Origin of the sequence: Oscillatoria sp. FACHB-1407 (assembly GCF_014697545.1) — a bacterium.
Taxonomy (GTDB): domain Bacteria; phylum Cyanobacteriota; class Cyanobacteriia; order Elainellales; family Elainellaceae; genus FACHB-1407.
In genome coordinates, this window is record NZ_JACJSA010000016.1 from 164415 (window position 1) to 179980 (window position 15566).

Sequence of the window (15566 nt, forward strand, 5' to 3'; positions counted from 1 at the left end):
TGGTAGCCGCGAATTCATCCGCCAGGTATTTTTCAAGAGTAAAGAGGCGTGTCACCAGGGGCTACCCACAAGTGTAAACGCACTCCAAAAGTAGGGTTGTACAAAGGTTAGACGTCCACTCTGGCTCAATTCATCAGGCAATGACATGGCTCCATTGGAGTTGTGGAGTTGATCATTCTCGATGTAAATTTGCCCTTTCAACATAGCGATCTGGGTTCGGCGCAATGCCTCAGCTTTAGTCGTCACCTCAGGATTCGCTAACTGCCCATAAAACTCGCGCATCAGGGCTAGTGTTCCCGTATCACTGACTCGCCATAAACTCGCAAGAGATGACTTCACTCCTGATTGGAACGACAACCCGGCAAACCCTAACTCAGCTTCCCGATCGCCCAATGCCGTTTGGCAAGCACTCAAGACCAGCAACTCAACAGGCAAGTCGCGCCAATCCAACCGACGTAATTGATCAAGATCAAGGCGATCGCCCTGCCACAGTTGAATATAAGACTTATCAGGCTCCCCAGGGTTAAACTCGGCGTGGGTAGCGAGGTGGACAATGCCAAAGGCTTGCGAAGTCAGTTGTCGCCGCAAATTTTCGAGGGTGAATTGGCGATTGAGAAACACCCTACCCTGTCGATCTTGGGTGATAGCTGACAACTCCAGAGGTACAGCAGGCAAGTCTTCTAACCCTTGAAACTCAGACGCACCCATCGCGAGCACCCGCAACTGACGCAATCGATTGTAGTTGGGATTGGTCAGGCTAAACGCTGGAATCAAGCCAACGCTGTATTTTTCAATCAAAAACTGTTGTCCATCGTGGAGTGCCGCAAAGGGAAGCGATCGCAAATTTTCCCCCACACAAAAAACGAGAGTGTCGATCGCCTGTGCCTGCAAATCTGCTTCCAAAGGAGCAATAATCCACTGATAAAGCTGACGAGCGGGTTCTAAATAAAGTCTGGTACGAACAGGGCTAGCAACGCGATTGAGAAAGCCATTAATCACAGGGATCAAGGTTGTTCGAGGAACATCGGTCAGGCGTTTTTGTACCGCAGGTTGCCCCGGAATCACCAATACTAATTCCAATGCATCAGGTTGAGGAAAAGCGTAAATCAAAGCCAACTTCTTACCCGTTTGACGGTTGAGGCGTGCCAGGGTTGAGTTGATGGCATCGGCGGTCAGAGGCGTTCCAGCTAGTGAGGTGTTGAAGTGGGTGTTGTATTGGTTTTGCCAGGTTTGCTCAATCTCGGTAATCCGTGAGCGCACGGCATCAGCAGGGGCAGGCGTTGTTGATGAAGCAGGTGCTACTACACTGCCAATCACGAGTGTCAGGACTAAGCCCAATAGCAACGATCCCAACGTCAGGAGGTGCTTCTGAAGAGGCGATCGCATAAGCAGAAGTGGATAGGAGGACAGCGGTCTTTAGTAACTACAACAGCCAGATCGGGAAATTCGTAGCAACAGGCAGAAGACAGTTGGTCGAGGCGTAAAAGGTGGAGGTCTGTCTAGAGTTTTTGCGAAACGTGGCTTCACTCGGTTCAATGCTGCCTGTAACTCAAGGGCAGGTACTTTAGCACAAGGCAGATGGGCGGGCATTTAAGTTAAGTAGGGCTGATGCACTTGAAGCCTGAAACCTTGGATCTCCCCTTGCCCTGTTCAACAGGAGGGAATTCCGAGAGCCCTCTCTTCAAGAAGGTTTGGGAAATCTAACGGCGTAAGTCCTGTTGAGGTTGAGAAAAGGACTTTGGCGGTTGAAACCGCCGCTATTACAACAAAGCCGACCTGCGTCGGTTGGCAAGCCTTTAATTTCTGGTTGTCCGCAAAGACAGACTTCCAGATAGCGGCACATGGATTTGCTGGTCTGCTTAATCCAAATTGACGTTAATTTATAGTCTCTAATTTAAGACCCATCTCCGCAAGGTCGAGCCGGAATTATCCTGCTCAAACGGCGATACTCTGACAAATACTGTTCTAATGCGATGAACTGTATCAGATTCAGGCTGTAATAGATCCACCGCCCCTCTTGGCGCGTCTGCACTAACCCTGCTTCTTTCAGCGTCTTGAGATGAAACGACAGTTTTGATTGGCTAACGTTAAAATGCTCGCACAATTCGCAAACGCATAATTCCTGATCGCGTAACAGCTCTAACACTTTCACCCGCAATGGATCAGACAGTGCATGAAAACCTTTAATCACAGGAGCGATGCGAAGCAGGTCCCCTTGGGGGGGATTAGCGTCTGTTGTAGGCAGAGAGGTTGGTTGCATTATTGCACTGTATTCAGACTCAAAGTATTAGGATTCAAAGGAAAAATGAACGAGTTTAATGTCTAAAACTAGAGTTTCTATGGGTTATACGGCAAGGTATTGGCGTATAACCCATTGGTTTTATTTTTTATTCCCATAGTTTAGGAATCGCTACTTTGAGTGTATCGAGAAGAATCCATTTTGCGTGTTCAATCTCTGCACTAAATCTGCATTTCTCGATAGAAATTTATGCCGATTTCCTGACTAATGTGAAGTAGGTCACCTCAGGCGGGCAAAATAACCGTCCTGGCAGGTAGGTTCCTAACCCACGATTGACATATAACAGGTTGTGCCCAACCCGATGCAATCCCTCTGACCACTCCCAATGGCGAAACACCTTGTGACATTTTTTCTTTGTGTAGGGAATATAGGGACGCAATGCTTTGGGGACGAACGGCCGAATCTGACTTCCAAACGCGGGGAGTGGCCCCATGCCTGGAATCACCACTTGCCCACCATGGGTGTGTCCTGACAGTTGCAAGTCAACTCGCCACGATCGCAACAGGTCTGCCGTATCGGGATTGTGCGACAGCACCAGTCGCGGAACGGCTGGATCAATCTGTTGCAACAGGGTTGGGTCAAACTTACGCGACTTCAAATCAGCAAACCCCACTACAGGAAACGCTTCACCCAACGGATACGCAATTTGATTCCAGAGCACTTGAATGCCCGATCGCTCCAAAGCTGTTGTAATCTCAGTCTTAATGTTTGGAAAGCGGGAGCGATGGTCATGATTACCCAGCACTGCATAAATCCCAAATCGGCTCTGCAAACCTTTGAGGCGATCGCTCAGCGCATGAATTGGTGTTGGGTCATCCGTTACATAGTCCCCGGTCAGAGCAATCAGGTCAGGGGCGTAGTCATTGGTAAGGGCGATCGCCTCTGCCAACAACTCGTCTGACAACCGCAACCCATCATAGTGAAAGTCAGAGAGTTGAACGATGCGAAGGTTATTCAGCGAGTCAGGCAAATCTGCAATCGAAACCGCAACCGTTTCAAGTTTGAGTGAACCAGTCAGCCACTTATGCATGGAGGGAAAAAAGAAAAAGAAAAAAAGAAGAGGGAAGAGAGAAGGATAAAGGATGAAGGATGAAGGATGAAGGATGAAGGATGAAGGATGAAGGATGAAGGATGAAGGATGAAGGATGAAGGATGAAGGATGAAGGATGAAGGATGAAAGGGTCGAAAGCTTAAGTTCAACTCTATTGCCTGTTTTCTTACCGCCCACCATTTCTTCCCCACTGAGCACTTCAACCATCAACCATTGACCATTGACCATTGACCATCAACCATCAACCATTGATCCTTCACCTGTTTTATCCCTTTTTCTTTTTTCCCTCTTCTTTCTTCTCTTTTTCCTCTTACTTGAAGTAGATCAACAGATTCAACCCCGGAATTGTGCGAGAGAACGTCCACAGCAACAGAGCAATGTACAGCACCCCCAGTCCCCACTGATACCAGGCGAGGGCAGTGATCAGTCCGGGGAGGTGTTGATCGCGCAGGCGAATGTCATTAAAGCCGAGTTTCAGCAGGTTGTTGAGGCTGAAATCGAGATAGTTCAACCAGTTCCAGCGGCGATCGCACAAGATTGGGGCATAGCGTTCGCGGAACAACGGATAGCGGGGAATATTGGGAAGTCTGCCAATGAGTAATCGCAGTTGCCGCAGAGAGCCATCTTCGACAAAGTAACTGACCGTCATCAGGTCGTGATAGCGTCCCTGCCAATACAGCACTCCCAGGAGTACGGCGGGAATAGGCACGGTGACCAGAGCTAGACAGGCGAGCGTGACCCAGGGGTGTTCGGCAGTGCGAAAGATAGCAGAAAGCCCCAGGATGGCTAGTACACCAGAACCGCCCAGCATCCAGGTAGTTTCTTCGATTGTGGGAATGATGGGTTGTGGGGTGAGCCGACGAAACCGATCCACCAACCAGAACAACACTGCAAAGTAAGCGATCGCCACTAACCCCACGCCAAACACCAACCAGGAACTTGTCCCAAAGCGGGTGAGTGATAACAATAGCCCCAATCCCAGCCAATACAGCCCGTCACCCAACCATGCCAAGGCTGCACGCGGTGGACTGGTAATGACGCGATCGCGCACTCTGACGTAAGTCGCCAGGTTAATGTTTTCCAGACGCAACAGATCGCTGAGGGTTTGAAAGGGTTGCTGAAGCCGCGCCTGGGCGATCGCCTCGGCTTGTTGTGGTGAAAACCCGGTTTGCTGCAATTCCTTGACAGTGGCAGTGTTGAGGTTAACGGCGACCAACTGTTGACGCAGTTCTCGCAGGCGCAACTTCTCGCGAGTATATTCCACCCAATTCACATCTGAGATTTGCTCCAACAAGCGAAAATTGCGAACCAGACTCCGCAACAATGCCTCATTGCCCTGCAACGTGGGCACCGATAATCGGCGTCCAACTTGCCCCGGATTCCCCAAAATTTGAGCCTGTTCGGCGTTGAACTGCAACTCGGCTACATTCAGGTAAACCCCCTGGGCAAATCCCGCATCACCCCAATCCGCTTGAGTGAGGATACTCGCACCCCGCAGGTTGATCGGCTGATTAAACTGCGCCTCCCGAAAGCTGACCAGTTTCTCAAAAATTGCCTCGGTCAAAAAACAGGCTTGACCAAACTTGGCTCGGTTAAACAGAGCCTGTCCCTGCCAACGGGTCTGGGCAAAATCGGCATTGCCGCGCCATTGAACCCGGATCAAGTTAGCTGTTTGCTGAAACACCACCTGGCTGAAATTGGCTATGGCTTGAAACTCGCTGCCTTGAAACGTAGTTGACCCCAGAAATTGCACCTGATTGAACCGTGCTCGATCAAAAAAGATGGCACTGCGAAAGCGGCTCTCCTGGCGGAATCGCGATCCGGCAAAGTTAGCTAAACGGCTAAACCGAGTTTCTGACCAGTCTGTCCGCTGTAAAAAATCGGCTCCCTGTGCCTCCACACGACCCAGAAAAAAAGTGTTGGTGAAGTTCGCGAATCCATCAAATTGGGTTTGCACCAGGGTCAGGGGACCGCGCAGCACCGTCAGTTGTAGGGGAGTTAACTGAGTTTGCAGCAACAGCGATCGCGACAGTTGGCTTAGCTGTGACAATCGGCGGCGATCGCGCTCGATCTGCGTCTGTTCTGTTTCGCTAAACAGTGAGGGTGAGAGTTGCCCATAGAGTGAGGCACGTAGCCCCAATTCGCTCATTTGCAACTCACCCTGAATCAGGGAATAGCTCAAGTCTAGCCCCAGTGAGGAGTTGGGGTTGCGGAGTGCGGTTTGCAACAGGCGATAAAACTGCTCTCGAAAGGTCGCATTTTCTGAGCGTAAATCAATCACAAATCGCCGCAAATCAATGGTGGGAGAGCCTTCAATTTGCGTCGGTTTTCGCAGACGCTCCTGCAATATGTCAACGGTGAGAGGAATGCGCTCTGGTTGGGCGATCGCCCCCCACGCAGGTTGGCTTAATACCCCCGCTATCCCAAACCAGAGACTCACGATAAGGGCGATGCAACGGATGGCTCTAGTGATTGTTTCAGATTTGACCATCACCGATTCTGAATCACCAAGAAATCCTTAATCCCCAAAAAGATAATGAGGAAGTGCAACCACCACAAACTGAATTGCAGAATGGGGTCTAGTCTCCATCCCTGAAAGATGAAGACCAGCCCAACTGGAAAAAACACGATTGGAGCCAGAACCGCCTGAATTGCCAGGAGCGATCGCTGTTGGTCACTCATGCTTGGACGAGTGGAGGCATTGAGGGACATCACGAGGTACGCAAGCCCCAATGCCATATCAAAGAAGCCTAATAATGAAGCGAGGTTATAACCAACGTTAATCATAGGTTTTGCATGTTTAGAGAATGTAAAACTATAGCCATCCTATTTGATTCATGGAGTCTGAGATATGGTCAATGGTTAATGGTCAATGGTCACGGGTCACGGGTCATACACAAAGGACGAATGCCGTGAAAGAGCAGGTTTCACGACCCACTTAGAATTGCTGTAGTGGCTTATGAATGCTGAATTAACCCTGAATGCAATTTTTCACTGGCGACTAAAGTCGCAGCTATTGCGGTTTCAACCGCCAAGTCCAATAAATGGTCACCCATTAATTATCAATCAACAGCACAATCTTGCCGGTGGTTGAGCCTTGTTCCAGCAAACGATGCGCTGCGGCTGCCTCGGCTAAGGGAAACGTGTGACTGAGATGAATTTTGAGTTTTTGTTGGTCGATCAGACGGGCACACTGCTGCAAGATTTGAGCTTGTTGTTGTTGCGCCTCAATCAAGCCCTGTAACATCGGCGTAAGCATCAATTCAAAACTGAATCGCAGGTTGCGATCGCGTGCAATTTTCCAATCCGTTTTTGTGTCAGGGGCTAATAGTGTCACCACATCTCCGTAGACTCGCGTTGCTGCAAAGCATTGAGATAGAACGTCACCGCCCACGGTATCAAAGCTGATATCAACACCTACACCATCTGTCCAATCCAGCACCGCTTGTACCGCATCCGTTTGAGTATAGAGAATGGGGCGATCGGCTCCCAACTGTGATACAAAGGCTGCCTTTTCCTCATGGCTGACGGTGGCACAGACCGTTGCTCCTGCCAGTTTCGCCAGTTGAATCGCGACGTGACCGACTCCACCTGCCCCCGCTTGAACTAACACCCGTTGTCCCGACTGCAACCGGGCGCGATCGTGCAATGCCTCCCATGCCGTGATCAACACCAGCGGAGCCGCGGCTGCTTCAGCAAAACTCAGCGTCGCAGGCTTGTGAGCCACAAACCGCTCATCCACCACGGCATACTCGGCGTAGTTACCACCTCTGGTACCCAACCCCCCATGACAGAAGTACACCTCTTGCCCAATGTGAAACAGCTTCACGCCTGGGCCAACCGCCTCCACCACACCCGCTCCATCACAGCCCAAGATGGCGGGCATCTGCTCTGGAAAGAAGGTGCCCCGCTTCCGCAATTTGGTGTCAATGGGGTTAATGCCAGCGGCTTTCAGCCGAATTAACAACTCTGTCGGGCTTTGCAAGCTTGGCTCTGGCACCTCCCGCAGTTGCAGCACATCAGGATTACCCGGTGATGTCATGACTACTGCTTTCACAGGCTTAATCTCCATCAAAGATTTTTACAGCATACCGCTCAGGCTAACCAGATAAAGCTAATTCCTCTATGTAAAGACCCTTATCTAAGAGATGCGATACCTTATAGAAGTATTTGCTACTCACCAAAGTTTTCCAGCAATCTTATATGTATAAGGGAGAAATTGATTTTCGAGCGGATTTTTCAGGAATTGAGTTTGAATCAATTGAAATTGTGCCTTTTAGCCCTAAAGTACCAAAAATAACTCTTAAATCATCTGAGGAAGGTATTTCTTTAAAGATTGAAATTGCCAACGCAGAAAGCAGCAAAGAAGTTATTTGTGAAGCTGAGAAGACCGCTAAACATTTAGCAAAAATATTAACCTTTAAGTCTGGTTCATATCATCAAGATTTCAAAATAGTTCAAAAGAATCTGATGCAAGAACTTCCAGATGGAACTAATAGGATGATTACTTATGTTGTCGGGATGACAGAACATCTGTGCAATGTCAGGACATCGTTGGTTATTAAACCCGATAAGCTGCCTCAGTTTAAATCTTCAATCCAAAAGATTTCGCAAAACCAAAGTCCCTACTACGACCTTTTCTACTTCGCCCTTGGATTACAAGATCCAATAGCAAAATTTATGGTTCTATATAATATCGCACTGGATCTTTGTAAGAGGCAGAACAGCAAGACTCAAGAATGGGAAGAGAAACAGAAGTATGTAGATGAATTTATTCTTTCTATAAGACCAAACGTCCCTGTGTATTCTTTCCAGCGGAAAGATTCCATTATTTCAGAAACCATTTATACAAAATTACGCAATCAAGTTGGACATACTCGTCCTGATACTAACCTTGAGGAAACAAGAAACGAAATGGTAACAAACTTGAATCCTTTTATCAGCATTATCAGCGAGTTAATTAGTCAGAAAATCTCAAACGTTTAATTCTATTTAGTGAGATAGGTTGCCCTAGATTCAGGGCAAGTAGCCTTCATCCCTACAGCAATACATAAACCTCACCTCTAAACTCAATTTGCCGGAATTTGGGTTCTGCGAGAAAGGCAGAGGCAAAAGATATTGGTTACAATAGCTCTCTCTTAAGAGATACGGTACGCTTGACTACAGACGATCGCCCTCACTCGTTTCTCCTCCTCCGACTTCTCACCTCCCCCATGCCTCAAACTGCTGACTTTTTAAGCCATCTCAACTCCTCTCAACGCAGTGCTGTCGAGCACCATTGTGGTCCTTTGCTGGTGGTTGCCGGAGCAGGCTCTGGTAAGACCCGTGCGCTGACCTACCGGATTGCCAATCTGGTGTTGACCCATCGGGTTGACCCGGAAAACATCCTGGCGGTGACCTTTACGAATAAAGCCGCCAAAGAGATGAAAGAGCGGATTGAGAAGTTATTTGCAGAACGGGAAGCTGTAGCCAGGTTTAGCAAACCCTTTGAGGCGATCGCCCATTATGATCAGGTCAAAGTGCGATCGCACGTCTACAAAAACATTACGAAAGAGTTGTGGATTGGTACATTTCACGCACTTTTTTCGCGAATTTTGCGGTTTGACATTGAGAAATATCAGAGTCCACAAGGGTATAAATGGAACAAAAATTTCTCTATTTTTGATGAGTCTGATGCACAAAGTCTTGTCAAAAATATTGTGGTCAATCAGTTGCAATTAGACGACAAAAAGTTTGATCCGCGATCGGTGCGTTATGCGATCAGCAACGCTAAGAATCAGGGTTGGTCACCGCAGGATATGGAGCAAGAACAGCCCAATTTTCGGGGACGAACAATCGCCAATGTCTACTCCGAATATCAAAAAGCGTTAGCGGCGAATAACGCATTAGATTTCGATGATCTGATCTTGATTCCAGTGCAGTTGTTTCGCCAGAATGAGCAAGTTTTAGCCTATTGGCATAAGCGATTTCGCCATATTTTGGTGGATGAATATCAGGATACAAACCGCACCCAATATGATCTGATTCGTCTGTTAGTCACAAATGGGCACTCCGGCAAATTTGACCAATGGGATCACCGCTCGATTTTTGTAGTGGGTGATGCGGATCAATCGATCTACTCATTTCGCATGGCAGATTTTCGCATTCTGCTCGACTTTCAGAATGATTTTGGAGATGGTTTGCCCGACGACGATACACGCACGATGGTGAAATTAGAGGAGAATTATCGTTCAACCTCTAACATTCTTGAAGTTGCTAATTACTTAATCGAGAACAACACCGAACGAATCGATAAAGTCTTGCGCCCGACTCGTGGATCAGGAGAATCGATCTACTGTTATCGTGCAGATGATGAAGTTGCAGAAGCACAATTTGTAGTGAATCAGTTACGTCATTTAGAGTTAACGAATCCTGATTTAAACTGGGGAAGTTTTGCGATTTTATATCGCACAAATGCTCAATCTCGTGCTTTTGAAGAAGTGTTGGTGAGTTACAGTGTGCCTTACACCGTTGTGGGTGGATTGCGCTTTTACGATCGCAAAGAAATCAAAGATGTGTTGGCGTACCTGCGGGCGATCGCCAACCCCGATGACACAGTCAGCATCAAGCGGGTGATCAATACCCCAAAACGGGGCATTGGTAAGGCAACTGTCGATCGCTTAGAGACAGCTGCGAGTCAACTGGGTGTTCCGCTCTGGCAAATTCTTACGGATGAAACGTCGGTGCAAACGCTGGCAGGGCGATCGGCAAAATCAGTAATGAGTTTTGTCGAGGTGATTCGCAATTTGCAGGAGCAGGTCGATACGACACCCGCTTCGCAAGTGGTGCAGACCTTGCTGGAGGACTCTGGATACGTGCAGGATCTCAAACAGCAGGGTACCGATGAAGCTGACGAACGCCTCAAGAACGTGCAGGAACTCTACAACGCAGTCATTCAATTTGAGGAGGAGAACGAAGACGCGACATTGCTCACTTTCTTGGCAAATGCTTCTCTTTCTTCTGATCTGGATGACTTGCAGCAAGACCAACACAAAGTCTCGCTGATGACGCTGCACTCCTCAAAGGGGTTGGAGTTTCCGGTGGTGTTTTTGGTGGGGTTAGAGCAGGGCTTGTTCCCCAACTTCCGCTCCTTGGAAGATCCGGCAGCGATCGAAGAAGAACGTCGCCTCTGTTACGTTGGCATTACCCGTGCTCAGGAGCGATTGTTTATCACCTATGCCCGAGAACGACGGTTGTATGGGAGCCGCGAACCTGCCAGTCCGTCACTGTTTTTGGGTGAGTTGCCTAAAGAATTGTTGCTCAGTAATACGGCAACGGCTATTCCCAAGAAAATGACAACCCCCATTCGCGAAGTCAAGCGACAACGTGCTGCTGCCAGTGATGGCAGTGCCCCAGCAGGGCAGACATTTGAAGTGGGCGATCGCATTGTTGATAAACGCTTTGGCGCAGGTCAGGTCACCCACATCTTTGGAGCAGGCAACAAGCTTTGTCTGGCGGTGAAATTTCCCGGTGTGGGGCAAAAAATTATTGATCCGAAAATTACCCCAATCCAACGTGTTGAGTAGATTTCATCGGTCGTTCTGCATCAGTTTAATTGTTGTGAAGTTAGATAGTGTCGAGCAGCACCTGAAGTGTCTTTCTAAGATGTCCCTGTATCTCACCGTAATTGTATAGTTCGATACTGCACAGGCTAACTATAGTCGTTTGACAACTCTGACAAGGTGCTCTAAATTGGAGTCTTTCCTAATTGGGGGTGAAGCTCCTTTGAGGTTTCATCTGATTGGGTGACATCTAGGTGACACGATTGCAGGACTTCAGGGTGTGTCTATCTCTCTTATGGTTTAATTGGTTGCGTTCTAGAGTGAGATAGATGGATTGGCAAATCGGACAAAAATTAATATGCGATCGCAATGGTCAATTGCTAACCGATTGTGTTGTCCAAGCAAAAGACCATGAGAGTATTGTGATCTTCTGTGCGTCTAGCAGTGTTGTTGTTTGCGGGAAACAAAAAAATTTAGAAGACCTGGGCTGGCAGATTGACGCGGTTACCTCAACCAATCCTTCGTCTGTCAATCAAAATGTGAATACTTGAATATAGACATAGCCATCCTATTTGGTTCCTGAAGAAGTCTGAGATAGGGTCAATGGTTAATGGTCAATGGTCAATGGTTAATGGTCAATGGTTAATGGTCAATGGTCAATGGTCAATCGTTGCTGGTCACAACAAATGATGAATGACGAATGACGAATGAAAGAGTAGTTTCATGATCGATTTAGGACTGCCATATTTGAGCAGTATGTGTGGTTAAGAGTTGATTGCACATGATTAAGAAGGGGAATTAAACTAAGTTCGATATTGAGTATTGGTGGGTTGTGCCATCAAATCGATTGCAGGATACAGATGGGTTTGCTAAACCCGCTTGCACCGTTTGCGGATTTATTCAATCCACGAACCTTAGCAAACGCCGATCACGATTAATATAGCTGCGGTCAGAGAGCTTAAAGCAATAGCTCAAACCCGGATGCTGGAGAAGCTTCCTGACTCGCTTTCGCTCCATTGAATGTGGTACCGCTATAACTAACGTCAGTTCGGTTTAAGAGCCGGGCGAATGAATTTGCGGCTACTAGTGTTGCGAACACAAAGTTTTGCAATGTAGGGGGTTTGGGGCTTCGCCCCCAAGATGGGGTTCCACCCCTTCACCCCTCTCAAACCTTATTTTTTGCTGTACTAGAGCGAAGTCCACCGACGCGGACTCCGGAAAAGGTAGGATTTGACGAACCGACGCAGGTTGGTTTTGCTCCGATTTCGGCGGTTAAAACCGCCGCTATCCTTATCCCGAATTCACGTTAACTAACACCGTCCTCTACCCATCGCTAGTAGTGCTGTTCCGTAGGCTGCCTCCGTGTGCGCCGATGGGAGGATCGGAACCCCCAAATGGCGCGATCGCATCTGGCTCCACACCGTATTTTTGGCTCCTCCACCAGCCGTGTAGACCTGCGTTAAAGGCGTAGCTCCCAACGCTTGCAACAACTTGTATCCCGTTGCTTCGATGCGGGCGATGCTCTCCAGCAATCCATGCAGAAATTCAATGGGGCGATCGGGTCGTGGTTCCAGGCGAGGTAACAGGTTGGGGTCGTTGATGGGAAAGCGTTCTCCCGGTTTGACGAGGGGATAATAGTCGAGTGGGCTCTGCTCATCAGGATTAATTTGCTGGCTCAAGTGTTGCAATTCTTCATGAGTAAAGAATTGTCGTAACACCGCTCCACCTGTGTTAGAGGCACCGCCCACCAGCCACAAATCCCCTAAGCGGTGGCTATAGATGCCACGACGGGCGTCATCTACCCGCACCTTGCTTAACAGCTTCAAAACCAGCGTTGAGCCGAGGGATGTCACCGCCTCTCCGGGGAACTGAGCACCACTCGCCAGAAAAGCGGCAATGCTGTCGGTGGTACCTGCGTGAACCAGACAAGTCTCTGGAAAGCCATATTGGGTGGCGATCGCCGGACTCACTGAGGCGATCGCGCTGCCTGGTGCGACAACACGCGGCAACCTGACCAGAGCCGACACCGATTCCATCCAGTCGGGATAGCGCAAATCCCCTATGTCATAGCCCAGTTTGAGCGCGTTGTGATAGTCTGTAACGCCCAATTGTTGATGCAACAGAAACCCCAGCCAATCGGCTTGATGCATCAGATAGGGCTTGGAGGTGGGCTGTAGTTCCTGGTTCAACCACAACAGTTTTGCCAGACTAGAGGTGGCACTCACAACGGTGTGGTTCGAGGGTGCGATCGCCCGAACTTGCTCTAACTGGGTTTCTCCACGAGCATCGTTATACAGCAACGGTTCAAATAGGGGGTTGCCGTTGTCGTCACACATTAAAACCGTGGAGGAAGTGCCGTTGATGGCGATCGCCCCAACCCTCCGCCGCACCTCCCGTGGAATTGCCCCAAGCAACTCAAACAGAGTGTTTTGCCAAAGTCCAGCTAGCCCCGTAGATTGAGAAAAATTAAAGTTAGCTTGGGCTTGAATATCGCCTGCGTTGTTGATGGCGATCGCTCGTGCTCCTGACGTGCCAAAGTCAATGCCCAGTGAACAGTGGGTTGTCTCCCTCATACGCCTTCAGTCACACCTCCTCTGGCTCAACTTTTATAGCAGGACTCACTAAGGTTAGAACGGGGTGCAGGGGTGAAACCCCTGGCTGGGAGCGCAGCCCCCACACCCCCTTATGTCCTAATGCATAGGCGTAGGGCTATACGTATCGCGACACAATTCGCCCGATCGCTCTAATGCCGATTTCTTCAAGAATTGAGTATATTGGATAAACCAACTTGCCTGCGGTTGTTCGTTGAAAAGCCCGTTACATTTTGATCAGGCTGTTCTGCACTCGCAGCATCCATTCGGTGTAATGGTCTATGCAGGGATGGAGCTGAAGCGAAACTAACCCTTTCGGTCAAAACCAACCCTCCCAACAACACCCCCCCACCTAAGCTTAGGAGGTTGACTTGTCTTTCTCTAGTGACGATTTTGCAAAAGCCCTGGAACAGCATGACTACCAATTCCAGAGAGGGCAGGTGGTTCGGGGTAAGGCGTTTAGCTACGAATCAGATGGCGTATTTGTCGATATCGGTGGCAAATCAGCCGCATTTTTGCCCGCTGAAGAAGCGTCGCTAAGACGAATTACTGATTTGTCTCAAGCTGTGCCGCTTCATGAAGAACGGGAGTTTCTCATCATTCGAGAACAGGATGGTGACGGGCAAGTCACACTGTCGATTCGGCAACTTGAAATTCGGCAACTGTGGCAGCGTCTGGCAGAGATGCAAGAAGAAAACCAGACGGTGCAGGTCAGAGTCAGCGGCGTCAACAAGGGTGGTGTGACAGTTGATGTGCAAGGAATTCGGGGATTTATTCCGCGATCGCACCTGATCGACAAAGACAACCTTGATGCGCTCATTGGCAAAGCCCTAACCGTCAGCGTGCTTGAGGTGAATCCTGCGGCTAAAAAACTAGTTCTCTCGAATCGTCTAGCCGCTCAAGCCGCTAGCTTTAGCCAGCTTGCCGAAGGTCAACTGATCGAAGGTAAAGTGACTGGCATTCGTCCCTTTGGTGTCTTTGTAGATTTCAGCGGCACAACTGGTTTGCTACACATTAATCAGGTCAGCAAAAACTATGTAGCCTCTCTAGATGCTGTTTTCCAGGTTGGTCAGGCGATCAAAGCTGTCATTATCGAGATCGATGACATTAAGCGTCGTATTTCTCTCTCCACCAAAGTGCTAGAGAGCTATCCTGGCGAAATGTTAGAGAAGATGTCAGAAGTCATGGCAGAAGCCGCAACTCGCCTGCAAACGGCGCAACAAGTCGTGCCCCCTAATGAAGATGAGGCTGAGTCAGATGCGGAATCTTCAGATCCCGAGGCTGAGTTAGATTAACATCAGTTCGGTTTAAGAGCCCAGCGAATGAATTCGCGGCTACTAGAGCGAAGTCCGCCCCAAGGCGCGCTTCGCATCGGTTCCCAGTACGGGTGCTTCTGATCGGACAAGCCCTTTGACAAAGGCTCAAAGTTTCCCAAAGGAGATTTAGGGTCTGAGAGAACTTGTGTGTACACCGTAGCATGTAGGACGGAGGGGGTGTGGGGCTGTGCCCCAGCCTGGGGTTCCACCCCTGCATCCCGTTCTAACCAACTATCGGTTGCTATAGCCGCAAATTGATTCGCCAAGTGTTTAACCCGAATTGACGTTACATTAACTTGATGCCGAGTTAAAAAGTTTTGTGGCACATCAAAGTTAGGGAGGGGTGGCAGTGCCAAACCTGATGCAAGGGCATGGTTAATGTCACTAAAAGGGCTCTAACTCACTACAGATCGGTTGAGCCGATGTTATAGAGCGACTCTATCTTGGCGATAATTTGGGGCTTGAGTCGCTCCAACTCGTTCTTGAGTTGCGATCGGCTCAGCCCAAACTGAGAGGTATTGGGAGCCATTTGCGCCATGACAACCCACTGTTGTAGTTGACGACACTGTGCCGGATCGATATGGGCCGTTACCACGTTGGCACAGCGTTGAGGCGCATCTTGAGCAAAAAACAACAGGCGATATTGCCCGGTGTCTGCCAGCAAGCGTGAGACTGAAACCATAAATTGAACAATTTTGTAACCATAAGATGAGCAACTGGGGTCTCCAGTTGCTCATTTTTTAGTTCACATCATTATATAGCTTTCTA

General features: G+C 48.8%; 13 protein-coding genes. 5 read left to right on the forward strand and 8 right to left on the reverse strand.

Going from position 1 to position 15566, the window contains the following annotated elements; genetic code table 11:
- Window positions 1–51: 51 nt before the first annotated feature.
- The 6 genes from H6G89_RS23490 to H6G89_RS23515 form a co-directional block, all read right to left on the reverse strand.
- Window positions 52–1386 carry a CHAT domain-containing protein gene (locus H6G89_RS23490; RefSeq protein ID WP_190510954.1) on the reverse strand — a complete coding sequence of 445 codons (1335 nt, stop codon included), beginning with the start codon at window positions 1384–1386 and terminating at the stop codon, window positions 52–54.
- 508 nt (window positions 1387–1894) lie between these two features.
- Window positions 1895–2260 (reverse strand): ArsR/SmtB family transcription factor, encoded by a 366-nt coding sequence (locus H6G89_RS23495; RefSeq protein WP_190510957.1) that lies wholly within the window; start codon window positions 2258–2260, stop codon window positions 1895–1897.
- Between the two features lie 226 nt (window positions 2261–2486).
- Entirely contained in the window at window positions 2487–3578 is a 1092-nt protein-coding gene (locus H6G89_RS23500; RefSeq protein ID WP_309230089.1) for a metallophosphoesterase, read from the reverse strand.
- Between the two features lie 82 nt (window positions 3579–3660).
- On the reverse strand, window positions 3661–5841 hold the full coding sequence (locus tag H6G89_RS23505; protein ID WP_190510959.1) for a pentapeptide repeat-containing protein: 2181 nt from the start codon (window positions 5839–5841) through the stop codon (window positions 3661–3663).
- Complete coding sequence (locus tag H6G89_RS23510; protein WP_190510961.1) at window positions 5841–6137, reverse strand: hypothetical protein; 297 nt, start codon at window positions 6135–6137, stop codon at window positions 5841–5843. Before H6G89_RS23510 ends, H6G89_RS23505 begins: the two co-directional genes overlap by 1 nt.
- Window positions 6138–6405: 268 nt before the next feature.
- Window positions 6406–7407, reverse strand: coding sequence for a zinc-dependent alcohol dehydrogenase family protein (locus H6G89_RS23515; RefSeq protein ID WP_190510963.1), 1002 nt, complete (start codon window positions 7405–7407; stop codon window positions 6406–6408).
- Window positions 7408–7553: 146 nt separating this feature from the next.
- Between H6G89_RS23515 and H6G89_RS23520 the strand changes: the two genes are divergently transcribed.
- The 4 genes from H6G89_RS23520 (at window position 7554) to H6G89_RS23535 (ending at window position 12201) form a co-directional block, all read left to right on the forward strand.
- Window positions 7554–8336, forward strand: a complete 783-nt coding sequence (locus H6G89_RS23520; protein WP_190510965.1) for a hypothetical protein — start codon at window positions 7554–7556, stop codon at window positions 8334–8336.
- 227 nt (window positions 8337–8563) lie between these two features.
- A complete protein-coding gene (pcrA, locus tag H6G89_RS23525) occupies window positions 8564–10915 on the forward strand; it encodes a DNA helicase PcrA (RefSeq protein WP_190511013.1) in 2352 nt (783 codons plus the stop codon).
- A 305-nt stretch (window positions 10916–11220) separates the two neighbouring features.
- Window positions 11221–11442, forward strand: coding sequence for a hypothetical protein (locus tag H6G89_RS23530; protein ID WP_190510967.1), 222 nt, complete (start codon window positions 11221–11223; stop codon window positions 11440–11442).
- Window positions 11443–12012: 570 nt separating this feature from the next.
- Window positions 12013–12201 carry a hypothetical protein gene (locus tag H6G89_RS23535; RefSeq protein WP_190510969.1) on the forward strand — a complete coding sequence of 63 codons (189 nt, stop codon included), beginning with the start codon at window positions 12013–12015 and terminating at the stop codon, window positions 12199–12201.
- Here the strand turns inward: H6G89_RS23535 and H6G89_RS23540 are convergent, their stop codons facing one another.
- A complete protein-coding gene (locus tag H6G89_RS23540) occupies window positions 12202–13464 on the reverse strand; it encodes an FGGY-family carbohydrate kinase (RefSeq protein WP_190510971.1) in 1263 nt (420 codons plus the stop codon).
- Window positions 13465–13853: 389 nt separating this feature from the next.
- On the opposite strand from H6G89_RS23540, the gene H6G89_RS23545 reads away from it, so the two are divergent.
- Window positions 13854–14777, forward strand: a complete 924-nt coding sequence (locus tag H6G89_RS23545) for a S1 RNA-binding domain-containing protein (RefSeq protein ID WP_190510973.1) — start codon at window positions 13854–13856, stop codon at window positions 14775–14777.
- A gap of 424 nt (window positions 14778–15201) precedes the next feature.
- On the opposite strand, the gene H6G89_RS23550 is transcribed toward H6G89_RS23545, so the two are convergent.
- Window positions 15202–15480, reverse strand: coding sequence for a hypothetical protein (locus H6G89_RS23550; protein WP_190510975.1), 279 nt, complete (start codon window positions 15478–15480; stop codon window positions 15202–15204).
- Window positions 15481–15566: the final 86 nt, after the last annotated feature.